Below are 14973 nucleotides of genomic sequence, written 5' to 3' on the forward strand. Positions count from 1 at the left end.
CGCAACACATGGAATGAGGGTGCAATTTTAAGGCGATAGCCCTTGGATGTGTCCGAATACCCCTTAGTATCTGAATAAATTTTGTGGTATTCTAGTAAGGTTTTTTCTTTAAGGAGGCTTTATGATTGACTCACTTAAGATGCTGATGGTGGTATTTTTTTCCCTGATCATTATTGCCTGTGCTGCCTCTCCCCACTCTGAAAGTACGGGCGAATACCTTGACAGCACCACTACAACTACTAAAGTTAAGGCAAGCCTTGTTGATCATCTGGGAACTGATGGTTTTGCCGTTAAAGTCAAGACGTACAAAGACGAGGTACAACTAAGTGGCTTTGTTGATACATTACGAATCAAACAACGAGCCGCAATTATTGCTTCTGGAGTAGACGGTGTGAAAAGCGTTAGAAACGATATAATTGTCAAATCACGCTAGTTATCATCCAGGCTAAGGAATCACCCATGTTTGATGAAAGTTATACCATAGAACATTTTGATGATGCGCTTTTTCAAGCTATTAACAATGAAAAACGTCGCCAGGAAGATCATATAGAGCTCATCGCTTCTGAAAATTATGTGAGCCCCCGAGTGTTACAGGCACAGGGTTCGGTTCTGACCAATAAATACGCAGAAGGTTATCCCGGAAAACGTTATTATGGTGGATGCGAGTATGTAGATATTGCTGAAGAGCTGGCGATTGCAAGGGCAAAAAAACTATTTAATGCGAGTTATGTTAATGTGCAACCCCATTCAGGCTCTCAGGCTAATGCCTCTGTTATGATGGCCTTATTATCTCCAGGAGATGTGTTTATGGGGATGTCGCTGCCGCATGGTGGTCACTTGACTCATGGTTCCAAGGTCAATTTTTCTGGCAAATTATACCATGCTGTAGAATACGGCATTGATGTCAATACAGGTTTGATTGATTACGACGCTTTAGAGCAACTTGCTCTTGAACATAAACCCAAATTAATCATTGCCGGTTTTTCAGCTTACTCGCGAGTTCTGGATTGGGAACGATTCAGGATTATTGCCGATAAGGTGGGCGCTTATTTGATGGCCGATATGGCGCATATTGCCGGTTTGGTTGCCGCAGGACTCTATCCTTCTCCTGTACCTTACGCCGACGTGGTAACTACCACCACACACAAAACCTTAAGAGGCCCCAGAGGCGGTTTGATCCTGTGCAGAGCAAATGAGGAAATTGAGAAAAAGTTAAATTCTGCCGTTTTTCCTGGAATGCAAGGTGGCCCTTTGATGCATGTGATTGCTGCAAAGGCGGTAGCGTTTGCTGAAGCCTTGTTACCTGAGTTTAAAGCATATCAGCAGCAGGTTGTAACTAATGCAAAAACAATGTGTGACGTGTTGCAAAGCAGGGGTTATTCCATAGTTTCCGGAGGAACGGATAATCATCTGTTGCTGGTGGATTTGATCAACAAGAACATTACCGGTAAAGAAGCTGATGCTGCTTTGGGTAAAGCCAATATTACCGTTAATAAAAATTCGGTACCTAATGATCCTCGTTCGCCTTTTGTAACCAGCGGGTTACGGTTGGGAACGCCTGCGGCAACGACTCGAGGGTTTAAGGAGAAAGAAATCACTCTCTTGTCTCATTGGGTAGCTGACATTCTTGATAATATAAACGATGAAACAATCAATGCACGGGTGAAAAACCAGGTTTTACTTTTGTGCCGTGATTTTCCGGTTTATGGTTAATCATGTACTGTCCTTTTTGTCATGCGGAAGAAACCAAAGTTGTTGATTCTCGTTTGGTCGCTGATGGCGCTCAGGTGCGGAGACGGCGGGAATGTCTCTTGTGCCATGAGCGCTTTACTACTTTCGAGACTGCAGAGCTGATTATGCCTCAGATAATCAAGCGTGACGGCAGACGAGAACCGTTTAGTATTGCTAATTTGCGTTCGGGTATGCTGCGGGCTTTGGAAAAGAGGCCAGTAAGCGTTGACAGTCTTGAAGAAGCAATTATTGCAATTACTCAGGAAATTCGTCGCAGAGGCGAGCGGGAAGTCGATTCACAGCTTATTGGCGAGCTTGTTATGAAAGAGCTTTTCAGACTCGATCATGTTGCTTACGTTCGCTTTGCATCGGTATACAAACGCTTTAAAGATGTCAGTGATTTCAGGCAGACTATCGATCAAATGAAAAATGATAAAGAGTAGGTTCGGCTTTCTCTCTATGTGTTGGAGCAGGTTCAGGGTAAACGCATCTAAACGTATTATCTAAGACCAAGATGCCTACGTTCTGCGCTTTATGCGCAGAATCCAGATCTTTGCCTGCACTAAGATCGCATGGATCCTGCGCATAAAGCGCAGGACGTAGGCAAAAGGGTGGAGATTTATGTTCATAATTTAGATGCGTTTGCCCTGGGAGCAGGTTCTTTCTAATGCAATGTGATCTCGATTGGGTGTAGTGTATTGCTCTGAATACCAAGCCCCTTGTAGTTCTTGTGAATATTTTTTTTGAAGTAGTACAGGCTTGAATTTCAGGTTATGTAAAATTAAGAGGTATATGTGGAAAATCAATCAATAAGTGGTAAAAGAAAAGCACGCAAATTAGCCTTACAGGCATTGTATCAATGGCACATGTCAGGATCTGATCTTTACGAAATCGAAGCACAGTTTCGAGTTATTAATAATATGGATAAAGTGGATGGGGATTATTTTACCCGTTTACTGCATGGTGTACCTGCCCATGCTGAGGCTTTGGAGGCCAGTTTTTCTCCTTTCCTTGACCGAGAAATTAGTGGCCTGAACCCTGTGGAATTGACCGTACTGCGTATTGGTTCATTTGAGCTTTTTCATTGCCCCGAAATTCCTTACAAGGTAGTTCTTGATGAGTCTATTTCATTGACTAAAGAATTTGGTTCGCAAGATGGGCACCGTTATGTCAATGGTGTTTTGAATAATCTGGCACAAAAGGTGCGTACAGTAGAAATCAGCCTTGATAATGGATGAATTTGCTCTGATTGATCATTATTTCAAATCCTTCCCTGTTCGCCATAAAGACGTTGTTTACGGAATAGGGGATGATGCTGCCTGCTTGCGCCTTCCTAAAGGATATGATCTACTGGTTAGTACAGACACCCTGGTTTCAGGGGTACATTTTCTACCAGAATGGGATCCTTATGATATAGCCTGTAAAGCGGTGATGGTTAATGTAAGCGATATGGCCGCTATGGCAGCTGAGCCTCGTTATATGACTTTGGCATTAACGCTTCCTGATATACAAGAATCCTGGCTTGAAGCTTTTGCAAAAGGTTTAACTGATTCATTGAGTCGATTTAATATTGACTTGATAGGTGGGGATACCACTCGAGGCCCTTTATCGATTACCTTGACGGTGATGGGTATTGCTCCACATAATAAAGCCCTTAAACGGGGTGGAGCCAGACCAGGCGATATTATTTTGGTTTCTGGTCTTTTGGGTGCTGCTGCTCTAGCTGTCAAAATGCTTCATGAAGAAAAGATTCCTGCTAAGGAAAAAACGGACTTAATGCACAAATTGTTGCATCCCGAACCTCGTGTTGATTTAATTGATTTATTGCGTGAGTATGCGACATCAGCCATAGATATTTCCGATGGGTTAAGTGCTGATCTAAATCATATTTGCCGTGCCAGTGGTATTGGTGCCTGTTTAAATAAAACCGCTATTCCCATCCATCCTCTCTTAACCCAATATTTAGGTAAGGAAGATATTGACCTGGCGTTAAGAGGAGGGGATGATTATGAATTATGTTTTACGGTTAATGCGGCTCGTTTGGACGAGTTACACCAGAAATTGGGCGAATTAAATCTGCAGTGTTATGCTGTTGGCGTTATCGAAGAGCGCCCTGGCTTAAGAATGAAACACTCTGACGAGTGCGTGCACGAATTAAAACCGGCGGGTTATTCTCATTTCTAAATTGGATTAATAAACTATGAAACAGGTTAATTGGGTTAATCGTGTCTGGCAAGATCCTGCCTACTTTATAGCGTTTGGATTTGGCAGCGGTCTGATGCCTGTGGCCCCCGGGACCTGGGGTACTCTTGCTGCTGTGCCACTGTATTTGTTGATGATGAACACGCACTGGGGTGTGTACCTGTTTTTGACTGTTCTTGCTTTTGTATTGGGTGTGTGGGTTAGTGATAAAGTATCCAGCGATTTAGGTGTGCATGATTACAAGGGCATAGTTTGGGATGAGGTTGTAGGCTATTTGTTGACTATGTTTTTAGTCCCTCAAGGGGTATTCTGGATGATTGCCGGTTTCATTTTATTCCGGCTTTTTGATATTTGGAAACCTCAGCCTATTCGTTATCTGGATCAAAAAATACATGGTGGTTTAGGCATCATGATCGATGACGTTGCTGCTGCGGTACCGGCGTGGCTCATTATGCAAGCCCTGGTCTGGAGTTTTTCTGCATGAACGAAAATCATAAAGAATTGATTAGTATGGGATTGACTGTCAGTATCGTCGCCCTTTCCATTTTCATTGTGCACAAATTTATACCTTCAATGATCTGGGCTGCGATCATCGCTATCGCCACTTATCCTATGTATAAGAGATGGCGTCAATTCTTTGGTGCACGAGCAGATCTTTCCGCATTACTCTTTACATCGCTTATGGGGTTATTGTTTTTGATTCCTTTGAGTTGGTTGGTTGGAATACTCATCAAAGAATCGCAACTCTTCGTAAATTTTTTGCAACAAATCAACAAAGACGGTGGGGCGGCTCCTGAATTTTTTAAAAATATCCCGTTTATTGGCAATGAGTTGGTCCATTATTGGGATGAAAATATAGGTAAACCCGGTAATATTAAAGGATTCCTATCCAATCTGCACGTCACTCTGACCCCAGCGAGTTACTATATCAAACAGATTGGATTTAATCTGGCTCATAGAAGTGTTCAAGTAGGATTTACTCTGTTAACGTTGTTCTTTTTTTATCGTGATGGGGATAAATTACTGCTCCAGATTCACCACGTGGGTGAATATTGTCTGGGTACTCGCTGGTATCGTTATGCCGATAGGCTGCCAAGAGCATTAAGAGCCACAGTTAATGGAACTATAGTCGTTGGAATTGGTGTGGGTGTGCTGATGGGAGTGTGTTATGCACTGGTTGGTTTTCCTGCACCTACATTAACCGGATTTATCACTGCGTTGGCAGCCATGATTCCTTTCGTTGTGCCTATAGTATTTATCATCGTAGCGCTGGTTTTACTTTCTGTGGGCAGTTTAATTAGCGCCATAGTTGTTTTGGTTTGGGGAACATTGGTGATGTTTGTAGCCGATCATTTTGTGAAACCAGTAATGATAGGCGGGGCGATACAATTGCCTTTTCTGGCAGTATTATTTGGTATTTTAGGTGGTGTGGAGACTCTGGGATTACTGGGGCTATTTGCAGGGCCTATGATCATGGTTCTTTTTGTTACCCTGTGGCAAGAGCCTCAGGGTAAACACAGGAGAAGCGCTTAGCCGCTGCTTCTGTCAAAAGATGAGGTGATGGTAAAGTTGAGCGAATTAATAGCATATCGCTTATTGCCATAATCTTTTAACGTATTGGTTGTCAGATAGCGGTAGTCCATTCCAGCCCAGGTGAAATCATCCATAAACAGCCCTACACCAACAATGCCTTGTGCTGCTTCACTGGTAAAGGAGCGGCTTGAACCATTAGAGCTTACGTCAAGAGTGTAATAATTTCTGGTGAAATTGCCTCGGCTGGTAACACGGGCATAACCTATGCCTAATCCTGCGTAAGGAAATACACCTGTATTGTTACTCTCATAGTCAATAAAATCCCAATAGATATTCGCCAGGCCGTACATGGTAGCTACACTGCCATTAAAACCAAGACTGTTTGCCTGGAAATGGTCCTGAGGACAAATGCCTGTTGGAGTCTGGACTACGGGGCTTAATAAAGTACAGTCATCAATATCTACAGAGCCTGATCCATTCCAGTTATAGAGGAACTCACCCTCAACTCTGAATTGATGATAACGATAGCCTAACATCATGCCGCCACCGCCGCCAACTCGGGTATTATTCACTCGTCCCACCCAAACTGTTGGATCAGAAGGTTCAACGAACGCAATCTCATGAGTTGCAGGTCCCGTGCTTATTTCTCCGAGCAGACCAAAATAAAATCCTTGTTGAGGGTTTACGGCAAAAGCAGAGCTGCTGATGAGCAGGTTTGAGATTAAACCCAGTGGTATAAAATGCTTCATTAAAAATCCTTACTTGTAATTGACCTGATCAAAACGATAAACCGCTCCCACACTTGCAAGATGCGCCTGGAAGTTTGTGCCAAAGCTTGCGGGGGTATCCGTTGCTACGTAGCGATATGCCAGATTTACAGCATAATTTTCAGCAAAATTATAAGTAATGCCCAAGGTTCCCTGATAGGCAAAAGCACTGTCGCTTATGGAAAAAAAGCTGGGTGTCACAGGACCCGAACTGGCAAGACTTGCTTGCAGGTAGGCATAACCAATACCCAGACCTAAATAGGGGGAAATTGCCGGCAACATTTCAGGAAAATCGTAATAAATATTGGCCATGAGCAAGTTACCCGATGAATAACCTGATACATCAAGCTGGTTGATGTAATTGATATCAAATTTCTGCAAATTACCTCGCAGATAAGTGTATTCAACTTCATAGCGAAGGGGGTTGCTTTGATATCCTATTCGTCCTCCGACATTGTAGCCATTGTTATAGCTGGCTTGGCCACGATGTATGTATAGATCAGAGTAGTTATTGATGTTTCCTGGTAAATAGGTATAACCACCGAATACGCTAGAGTACCAACCATCAACCGGAGTTGCTGCTGAGGCGAGGCTACTGGCTAATAAAGCCGCTGAAATTAGTGAAATTCTCATAACATCCCTTTATTATTGTTTGCAAACTAAACCATGTTAGCGATTTACTTTAAATTTGCAAGTCTTCTTAAAAAGTACGATAAACAGCATTGAATATTTAATTGTGCATGGCACTTCTTTTAATACACTCTATAATTAAATGGGCAATTGCGTTTAAGAATTTTGTTGCTTGTATAAAAAAATTATTGAGGTAATATGAAAGGTGGACATAAAAAGGAGCTTATATGCCGCTCAAGGATGGTAAAAAAAAATCCGTCATTCTAGATCATCTGGTTGATTTCGTTGATAAATTACTGGCTCGTATTTCTGATGAATCGGATCAAGGTCGTGATGCGTTAATTAATGCATGTGAAATAGCTAAAATAAAATACAATCAACCGATTCAATCCTGGTTTGTAGGATGGGTTTATCAATATTCCCGCACAAGAGGCCCAGACGTGGATCTGGCAATCAGAAGTATGGGACAATTACGCAACACTGTGACCCAGTTGCAGGAAATCAGATTATTAGTAAGCAGGGGACAATGGAATGTTGGGTCTTTTAATTATTACTTACTCGAGGAATTAATTGCTGGTGTTCCAGGCTATGCCCCTTTGACTGATATTAACAGGTACGTAGTTATAGAACGTGTTTCTGAATTAATGACAGAAAAAATTGATTTCTTGCTTAAAGACCATGAGTACAACAAAAAACAAATCCTGGCGAAGGAAACAGAACTTAAAAACACCCAACTTGGTATGCAGCGTACAGCAGATAATATCCTGATAGCGTGTCATTTAGATGAGGCGATAGGCTCTGCCCAAAGATTTACTGATAAAATTCATTTTTGTATTGATAGAAATGAAGCGAGTTGGCAATTGCATTGGATTAATGTATTCGGCAAAGCATTCAGACTTCAGGAAAGCAGTGAGTTGGTGGATTTGCTTGCACATCATCATTCGGATGATGTCAGTGAAATAACGGCGCTGACCATGAGGCGTTTAAAAAGGGAATGCATGAAAGCGCTAGACCTTTTTTTTGACGAGGTTCAGGTATTGGTTAATCCCAAAAATCCCAGAACCAATAAGGAAATGAGTAATGAGGAATTAGTAATTGCTGGGAATTTGAAAACTTTTGTATTGCGTGGTTTTTCTGGAGGCGTTTATTCTTTGTGTTGGATTAATGCCATGGGCACAGAAAAGGTGATTACTCTTGAAGACTATCCTGAAATGCACCACTGGCTATACCAACAGCCTGATTTAACTGAGGAACACATCTATCAACTCAGATCCTGTTTGTTGTCTGTTAATACCACAAAAGCAATAGGTATGGATGATTTTAAAATTGAGTTAATGCGGTGTCTGGATAAAAAAAGTCAGCTTGTCATTGAACCCGAGAAAAAGGCAGTGCATGTTAACAGACTGAATTTGAGTCTATTTGCACACATAAATAAATGCCTTGGTGGAGAAGAGGGTTCGCATGCGGCACAATCACAGCCGGTAGATGAAGAACCACATACCAGTACCCCATTACCAGGAAAACTTAATTTGGGTTCCTACAGTAACATCGCTAAAGTTGTTGTTGGAACAAAAGATGATACAACGCCAGATGAATGTGCCCTTGCTCAATCATCGACACCAGTTGTTTAAGTAACTTAACGTGCGACACGTATTTAATTGAGATTTCCAGTTTCAATTAAATACGTTGTTTAGGTCCGACTTATTGAAAACCGTTGGTTATGGGATAACGCCAATCCTTACCAAATGCCATTGGGCTGATCTTGATTCCAGGAGCAGCCTGACGGCGTTTGTATTCATTGTGTTTAATCAATCGAATGACTTTATTGACTTCTTCAGGTTTGAATCCTTGATTAATAATTTCAGCAGGGCTTAATCGATGTTCCATGTAGGCGACAATTATTGCATCCAGAATAGAGTAATCGGGCAGGCTGTCTTGATCGGTTTGATTTTCTCTTAATTCAGCAGATGGCGCTCGAGTAATGACTCGTTCAGGGATTACGGGGGAGAGGGAATTTCGGTAATGCGCTAACTGATAGACTTGCGTTTTTAACACGTCTTTGAGAACGGCAAGCCCTCCGGCCATGTCGCCGTACAAAGTAGCATAGCCTACTGCGGACTCGCTTTTGTTACTGGTCGTCAGTACCATCTTGCCACTTTTATTAGACATGGCCATAAGCAGCATGCCGCGAATTCTGGCTTGAATGTTTTCTTCTGTGGCATCAGGAGCCAAATCTTTAAAAACCGGATTCAGTTCAGCCAATACAGTATTGAATATAGGCTCAATAGAAAGTGTGGTATGAGAAACGTGCAGGGTATTGAGTTGTTGTAATGCATCTTCCTTACTTATTGCGGCGGTATATCGTGAGGGCATCATCACAGCGTGAACGTGTTCAGAACCTAAAGCATCAACCGCAATGCTTAGGGTTAAGGCCGAATCAATACCTCCAGAAAGCCCAAGCAATACACCTTTAAAGTTATTTTTTTTAACGTAGTCTCGAGTACCGCAGACTAATCCTTTGTAGATTAATGCTTCTTGAGACAAAAGGGGAGTTAAATGACCGACAACCTCGTGTTGCGACAGATCAACAGAACATAAGTGTTCTTCAAAAGCGGGCGCAAGAGCGCATACAGTGCCTGTTTTATCCATAGCAAATGATTGCCCATCGAATAACAATTCATCCTGCCCACCGGTCTGGTTAACGTAAATGAGCGCAATTCCTTTTTGGGCGTAAGTTCGCAAGAGCTCTACTCGGGCAGTATACTTATGATAATCAAATGGGGACGCATTCAGGCTGATTATGGTATCGACTCCAGCATCAATCAGATTATCGACTGGGCCAGGTTGCCATAAGTCTTCGCAAATGCAAATTCCCAGCTTGTGCTGTTTCACAGTTAACGTGCACGGATCGCTTGGTCCCGGGGTGAAATAACGTGCCTCATCGAATACATGATAATTGGGTAATTTTTGTTTATGGTATTCTCGGATTTTTTGCCCTCGATGAAATATGCTCATACTGTTGTAACGGCACTCTTTTTTTAACGCAGGATGACCTATTAACACATAACAGCCCTGAGTGATTGATTGAATTCGGTGCAAGCTTTCATTAACTGCCTGAAAAAAATCCTGACGAAATAATAAATCCTCGGGTGGGTAACCGGTAAGTGCCAGTTCTGGAAAAACAAGTACATCGTAGTCTTTTTGGTGGGCTTCAATAAGTTCTATGATTTGCGTTTCATTAGATTTAATGGCACCGACCTTTGGATTGATTTGCGCCATCAAAAGCTTGAGATTTGTTTGCATGTCAGAAGATTTATAGGGTAATTTGTCTGCTATTGTATCGTATAAACGATTAAAGGTAACTCTTTGCTACTGTATCCTTGCCAGGCAGGATTAAGGTGAAAAGCCCAAATAATCTTAAGACTAAATCAAGTTTTTTGTGGATTAATGCTCTGTAGTGTTATTTTGCATCAAAATTGACTACAATGAAGACCTTTGCCTGGTGAATTATAATTTATGCTGAATGAAGCACTCTCCAAGATGCCTGATGTTTTTGAGTCCAAAACCCTGATTCGGGGACTGGAATATTTTCAAAATGGCCAAGTACTTAACATTCGTTTGAGTGATGGCTTGCTAAAAGGGCGGGTAAAAGGGAGCAGCAGTCAGATTTATGACATTCACATGGATTTAAAAATGTGGCCTGGTAAAGCTGCTCGTTGTTCATGCCCCTATCAAAGCAATTGCAAACATGCGGCTGCCTGTCTGTTTGCGCTGAGGGATAGAGAACAAATGAATCCTCAGTCTCATGCTTCCGGTAAATTGGATAAAAAACTCGATGTTTGGCTCAAAAATCTTCGTGCTCAAGAAGAAGTTGCGTCAAAAAAACATGAACCCACGCATCACCTAACCTATTTGATTTCTGTAAAACTTTCGGGCTATGAACATAAAGTTTCCATCAAACTTGCTCTGGCTAAAATTTTAAAGCGTGGTGGATATGGCAAAAAAATTGTTTTTAACACTTTGGCTGAATCCAAGAAACAACACTTTATGGATCATGATGAAGAGATAGTCGCCCAATTGTTGTTTAAAAGCGGTTCATCCGGTTGGTTTGAACAGTTAGCGATTCGTAATTCGGAATTATTGGAAAAAATTATTACTACAGGACGTGCTTTTTTTATTGATTACGATGAAATGCCCGTGGCCTTGGGGAATACCTTAAACGGTACTTGCGAATGGGTTTTGGCTGCGAACGGTAATCAAAGCTTGAAATTAATGCATGATGGAGAAGAGCTTGAGCCTTTACTTATTGATGAGAGTTGGTATTTTGACTATTCCTGTTCAGTGATGGGCCGATTAGTTACCCCTTATCCAGTAAGACAATTGCGCCATCTTCTGGATGCTCCTCCCATACCTGTTGATCAAGCGGCATTGCTGGCAAAAAAAATGAAGAAGACATGCCCTGAATTTCCTACGCCACATGTGTTCAACACTCGTGAAGTCAGAGAAATGGAGCCTGTACCTGTTTTGATTTTAGACGCTACTAACGAATTTGATGATGAAGAATCCTGGCTGTATGAGGAGGACGCAGATCTCCATGGGTTATTTATTGCAAAAGTTTGTTTTGATTACAATGGCGTGATTATTCCTTTTGACGAACCCTGTTCTAGCGTGATGCATCAAGATGAAGGTCTTTTGGTTGAGTACAAAAGAGATGATGATTTTGAGCAGTTAAAACTGGATCAGCTGCAACGTGCTGTTGAACTAAGGCCTATGACTCCATGGGAAGCATACCACTGGGATCTGGCTATGCAGGAGTATTTTGTTTTTGCCAAGGTCGAGACTGTGGCTGATCTTGAACCTTTTTACTCCAACGCATTGCCTTATTTGAAAAAGCAAGGATGGCGAGTAGAATTTAAAAGCACCCTCTATCAAGAAGTGATAAGTGCTGAAGAAGTGGAGTGGTTTTCCGATATTCAGGAAAGTACCACGGATTTCTTTTCATATCAGTTGGGTATTTTGGTTGATGGTCGGACTGTAAGCATTGTGCCCTTGGTTGCCGAGTTAATCCAAAAATACAGCGGCAGTGATTTGGAGGGATTACCTGATGACCAGCGTGTCCATCTCCCTTTGGAGGATGGGCGTTTTCTGCAATTGCAAATGGGACGGATTAAACCTCTGATTCGCTTGTTGTTACAATTCGGATTACGGCAAATTGACGAGCATCAGCAACTAAAAATTAATAAATTTCAATTCATTTTGATGCAGGAAGCCGAGTTGGCCTTGGCCGCTACAAAAGCACGATGGCAAGGTGCGGAGCAGCTGCGCAAACAATTAACTCAATTAATTACGCAAAGCAATTTACCCCAAGTAACGCAACCGGCTGGATTAAATGCTGAGTTGCGTGACTACCAACATTATGGCCTTAATTGGCTGCAATTTTTACGTACAAGTCAGTTTAGTGGTGTTTTGGCCGATGATATGGGCTTGGGTAAGACGGTACAGACTCTGGCACATTTACTCTACGAAAAAGAGCAAGGGCGTCTGACCAAAGCCACCTTGATTGTTGCGCCAACCAGCCTGGTTGGTAACTGGCTGGCTGAGGCGAAACGATTTGCTCCTGACCTGTCTGTTGTGGCTTATCATGGAAGCGACAGGCATCTGGACAGTTTTGATGATTATGATCTAGTGATTTCAACTTATGGCTTAATTCATAGGGATAAAGAAAAATTTATAAACTATCACTTTTACTATCTTATTCTTGATGAAGCGCAATTTATTAAAAATGCGCGAACTAAAACTACCCAAATCATTCAGCAATTAAATGCAACTCATCGTTTGTGTCTTACTGGAACCCCTTTAGAAAATCATTTGGGTGAACTGTGGTCCTTGTTCCACTTTTTAATGCCAGGTTTGCTTGGTGATGCAAAACAGTTCAGACTTTGGTTTAGAACCCCCATAGAAAAACATGCCGATCTGGAGCGCAGAGAGTTATTAGCCCGACGAGTCAAGCCATTCATGTTGAGGCGAACTAAAAATGAAGTTGCCAGTGAGCTTCCACCCAAAACGGAAATAATGCGTACTGTAGAGATTGCAGGCGCACAACGGGATCTCTATGAAGCCATTCGGATGAGCATGGAAAAAAAAGTCAGAGAAGCAATTGCCAAACAAGGATTAGGCAAAAGCCATATCGTATTACTGGATGCCTTATTAAAATTACGCCAAGTTTGTTGTGATCCCAGATTATTGTCTTTACCTGAAGCATCTATTGCACACGGTACTTCCACTAAACTTGATGCCTTGATGGAGCTTCTCGATAATTTGGTGGAAGAGGGGAGACGAGTTTTGGTTTTTTCACAATTCACCTCTATGCTCGAGTTAATCGAAGAACAACTCAACCAGAGAAAATACAATTATTTGAAACTGACGGGTCAGACACAAAACAGACAGGCTTTGGTCGACCAATTCCAGCAAGGCTCCATTCCTATTTTTCTTATTAGTTTAAAAGCTGGTGGTACAGGGCTGAATTTAACACGAGCTGATACCGTCATTCACTACGATCCCTGGTGGAATCCCGCTGTTGAAGATCAAGCCACTGATAGAACCCACCGAATAGGGCAGGAAAATCCCGTGTTTGTCTATAAACTGATAACATCAGGAACTGTTGAAGAGGCCATTTTAGGGATGCAGGAGAGAAAGCGAATGTTAGTGGATGGTATTTTATCTTCGGATTCCTCCAAAAGTATGGCCCTGACCGAAGCAGATTTGGATCAATTTTTTATGCCACTTCGTTAAAAACGGAAAAATTGATGATAATTAGGAAGACAAAAACTGAAAAAGCCTTCCTGTATTACGACTTCGTCTAATACAGGCTACATTAATGGTTAAAAGACTGTAAAGCTGGTGGCTGGTGGCCTTGATGCAGCGTTAGCGAAATCAAGGTTTTTGATATACCGCACATTAAATTATTCTCTCTTTTAAGAACAGGAAAAAAAACAGACATTGGGCTAACTCGGTGTTTGAGCCTATGGGGAGATTGGGAGAGTAATTCCTTGATTTCGCTTGCGCTGCATCAAGGCTACCAATACTAAGATTTAGGCACAAAGCTGGTGGCTGGTAGCCTTGATGTAGCGTTAGCGAAATCAAGGTTTTTGGTACGCTGTGCATTAAATTATTCTCTATTTTAAGAACAGAAAAAAAAACCAGGCATTGGGCTAACTTGGTGTTTGAGCCTATGGATGGATTTGTCGAGTAATTCCTTGATTTCGCTTGCGCTGCATCAAGGCTACCAGCTAATACAGGCTACAAATAAAGGTGCATTCATTACGCTACATGGAGTATCGCAAAAATTCTTATATTGCAGCCCGGGAGGAGGCTCACAGAGTCGTATCCCGGGTTTTCATTTAATGCAAAAGCCCACCCCGGGATACTTTAGTGGTCAAAAGACTGTAAAGAACAACCACTTTTATTAAAGTTTAGACTTAAAGTGTTGGATGAGTTCTTTATTTTCTTTATCTTCTTCGGATTGTCTTGTAGTAAGAGTCGCTCCCACTGCAAACAAACCAGCTGCTGCCAAACCAACGCTCACAGCAGGAATAGTACCTACTCCGGTTAATCCTAGAGCTATAGAAACTCCTGCAACGACGATTGCGAGAGCCATCATCAGCTTACCTAACAACTGCATGCCAGAGGATTTACTTTTCAGAGCGGATTGCAGGAAAGCAGAATAATCATTGACGTTTGCATCATTAGACGGATGTTGTAAAAAATCATAGGTTTTATCCAAAACTCGTTGAAGTTGATTAAGGTTTGGTTGGCCTGGGTTATTCTCTAAGAAAAATGACTCAACTTGGTCAAGAAGTTTATCAGCCGATTCCTTGATCTTACCTTCCAAGGTGTCTTTGAAGGTCCTAAATTTAAGATAAGAATTCAAAAACGGTCTTAAAGTTTCATCGTCATCATGTAAAACATCAGTTCCATTATTTTGAACTAAGCTAAGGAGAAGTTTTCTGTCCTGTTTTACATTATCACTCATGTTACGCACGATCAATTTTAGGCTGCCATTTTTTTTAGCTCCTGCCAAGCAATCTGGTTCGCTCTAACAATAAGTTTA

Annotated in this window: 13 protein-coding genes; 9 read left to right on the plus strand and 4 right to left on the minus strand. The window is 41.8% G+C overall.

Annotation, left to right across the window (positions count from 1 at the left end; all coding sequences use genetic code 11):
* Nucleotides 1-121 precede the first annotated feature (121 nt).
* The 7 genes from Lwor_RS00290 (at nucleotide 122) to Lwor_RS00320 (ending at nucleotide 5466) form a co-directional block, all read left to right on the plus strand.
* The gene (locus Lwor_RS00290) at nucleotides 122-433 is read left to right on the plus strand and encodes a BON domain-containing protein (RefSeq protein WP_058491659.1); all 312 of its coding nucleotides are present in this window, start codon (nucleotides 122-124) and stop codon (nucleotides 431-433) included.
* A gap of 26 nt (nucleotides 434-459) precedes the next feature.
* Nucleotides 460-1713 carry a serine hydroxymethyltransferase gene (glyA, locus tag Lwor_RS00295; RefSeq protein WP_058491661.1) on the plus strand — a complete coding sequence of 418 codons (1254 nt, stop codon included), beginning with the start codon at nucleotides 460-462 and terminating at the stop codon, nucleotides 1711-1713.
* Between the two features lie 2 nt (nucleotides 1714-1715).
* Nucleotides 1716-2174, plus strand: coding sequence for a transcriptional regulator NrdR (gene nrdR, locus Lwor_RS00300; RefSeq protein ID WP_058491663.1), 459 nt, complete (start codon nucleotides 1716-1718; stop codon nucleotides 2172-2174).
* 351 nt (nucleotides 2175-2525) lie between these two features.
* Entirely contained in the window at nucleotides 2526-2969 is a 444-nt protein-coding gene (gene nusB / locus Lwor_RS00305) for a transcription antitermination factor NusB (RefSeq protein ID WP_058491665.1), read from the plus strand.
* Nucleotides 2962-3915 carry a thiamine-phosphate kinase gene (gene thiL, locus Lwor_RS00310; protein WP_058491667.1) on the plus strand — a complete coding sequence of 318 codons (954 nt, stop codon included), beginning with the start codon at nucleotides 2962-2964 and terminating at the stop codon, nucleotides 3913-3915. Before nusB ends, thiL begins: the two co-directional genes overlap by 8 nt.
* 16 nt (nucleotides 3916-3931) lie before the next feature.
* Nucleotides 3932-4417, plus strand: coding sequence for a phosphatidylglycerophosphatase A family protein (locus tag Lwor_RS00315; RefSeq protein WP_058491669.1), 486 nt, complete (start codon nucleotides 3932-3934; stop codon nucleotides 4415-4417).
* Entirely contained in the window at nucleotides 4414-5466 is a 1053-nt protein-coding gene (locus Lwor_RS00320) for an AI-2E family transporter (protein ID WP_058491671.1), read from the plus strand. The genes Lwor_RS00315 and Lwor_RS00320 overlap by 4 nt, the downstream gene beginning before the upstream one ends.
* Here the strand turns inward: Lwor_RS00320 and Lwor_RS00325 are convergent.
* Both Lwor_RS00325 and Lwor_RS00330 read right to left on the minus strand, forming a co-directional pair.
* A complete protein-coding gene (locus tag Lwor_RS00325) occupies nucleotides 5463-6215 on the minus strand; it encodes an outer membrane beta-barrel protein (RefSeq protein ID WP_058491673.1) in 753 nt (250 codons plus the stop codon). The genes Lwor_RS00320 and Lwor_RS00325 overlap by 4 nt on opposite strands.
* A gap of 9 nt (nucleotides 6216-6224) precedes the next feature.
* Nucleotides 6225-6866 carry an outer membrane protein gene (locus Lwor_RS00330; RefSeq protein WP_058491675.1) on the minus strand — a complete coding sequence of 214 codons (642 nt, stop codon included), beginning with the start codon at nucleotides 6864-6866 and terminating at the stop codon, nucleotides 6225-6227.
* Between the two features lie 224 nt (nucleotides 6867-7090).
* On the opposite strand from Lwor_RS00330, the gene Lwor_RS00335 reads away from it, so the two are divergent.
* A complete protein-coding gene (locus tag Lwor_RS00335; protein WP_058491677.1) occupies nucleotides 7091-8494 on the plus strand; it encodes a hypothetical protein in 1404 nt (467 codons plus the stop codon).
* 70 nt (nucleotides 8495-8564) lie between these two features.
* On the opposite strand, the gene Lwor_RS00340 is transcribed toward Lwor_RS00335, so the two are convergent.
* Nucleotides 8565-10166, minus strand: a complete 1602-nt coding sequence (locus Lwor_RS00340; protein ID WP_058491679.1) for an NAD+ synthase — start codon at nucleotides 10164-10166, stop codon at nucleotides 8565-8567.
* 213 nt (nucleotides 10167-10379) lie between these two features.
* Between Lwor_RS00340 and Lwor_RS00345 the strand changes: the two genes are divergently transcribed.
* On the plus strand, nucleotides 10380-13655 hold the full coding sequence (locus Lwor_RS00345; protein ID WP_058491681.1) for a DEAD/DEAH box helicase: 3276 nt from the start codon (nucleotides 10380-10382) through the stop codon (nucleotides 13653-13655).
* A gap of 673 nt (nucleotides 13656-14328) precedes the next feature.
* Here Lwor_RS00345 and Lwor_RS00355 read toward each other — a convergent pair.
* Nucleotides 14329-14895, minus strand: coding sequence for a hypothetical protein (locus Lwor_RS00355; RefSeq protein WP_147279850.1), 567 nt, complete (start codon nucleotides 14893-14895; stop codon nucleotides 14329-14331).
* Nucleotides 14896-14973 lie beyond the last annotated feature (78 nt).

It is taken from the genome of Legionella worsleiensis, from assembly GCF_001467535.1.
Taxonomy (GTDB): Bacteria; Pseudomonadota; Gammaproteobacteria; order Legionellales; family Legionellaceae; genus Legionella; species Legionella worsleiensis.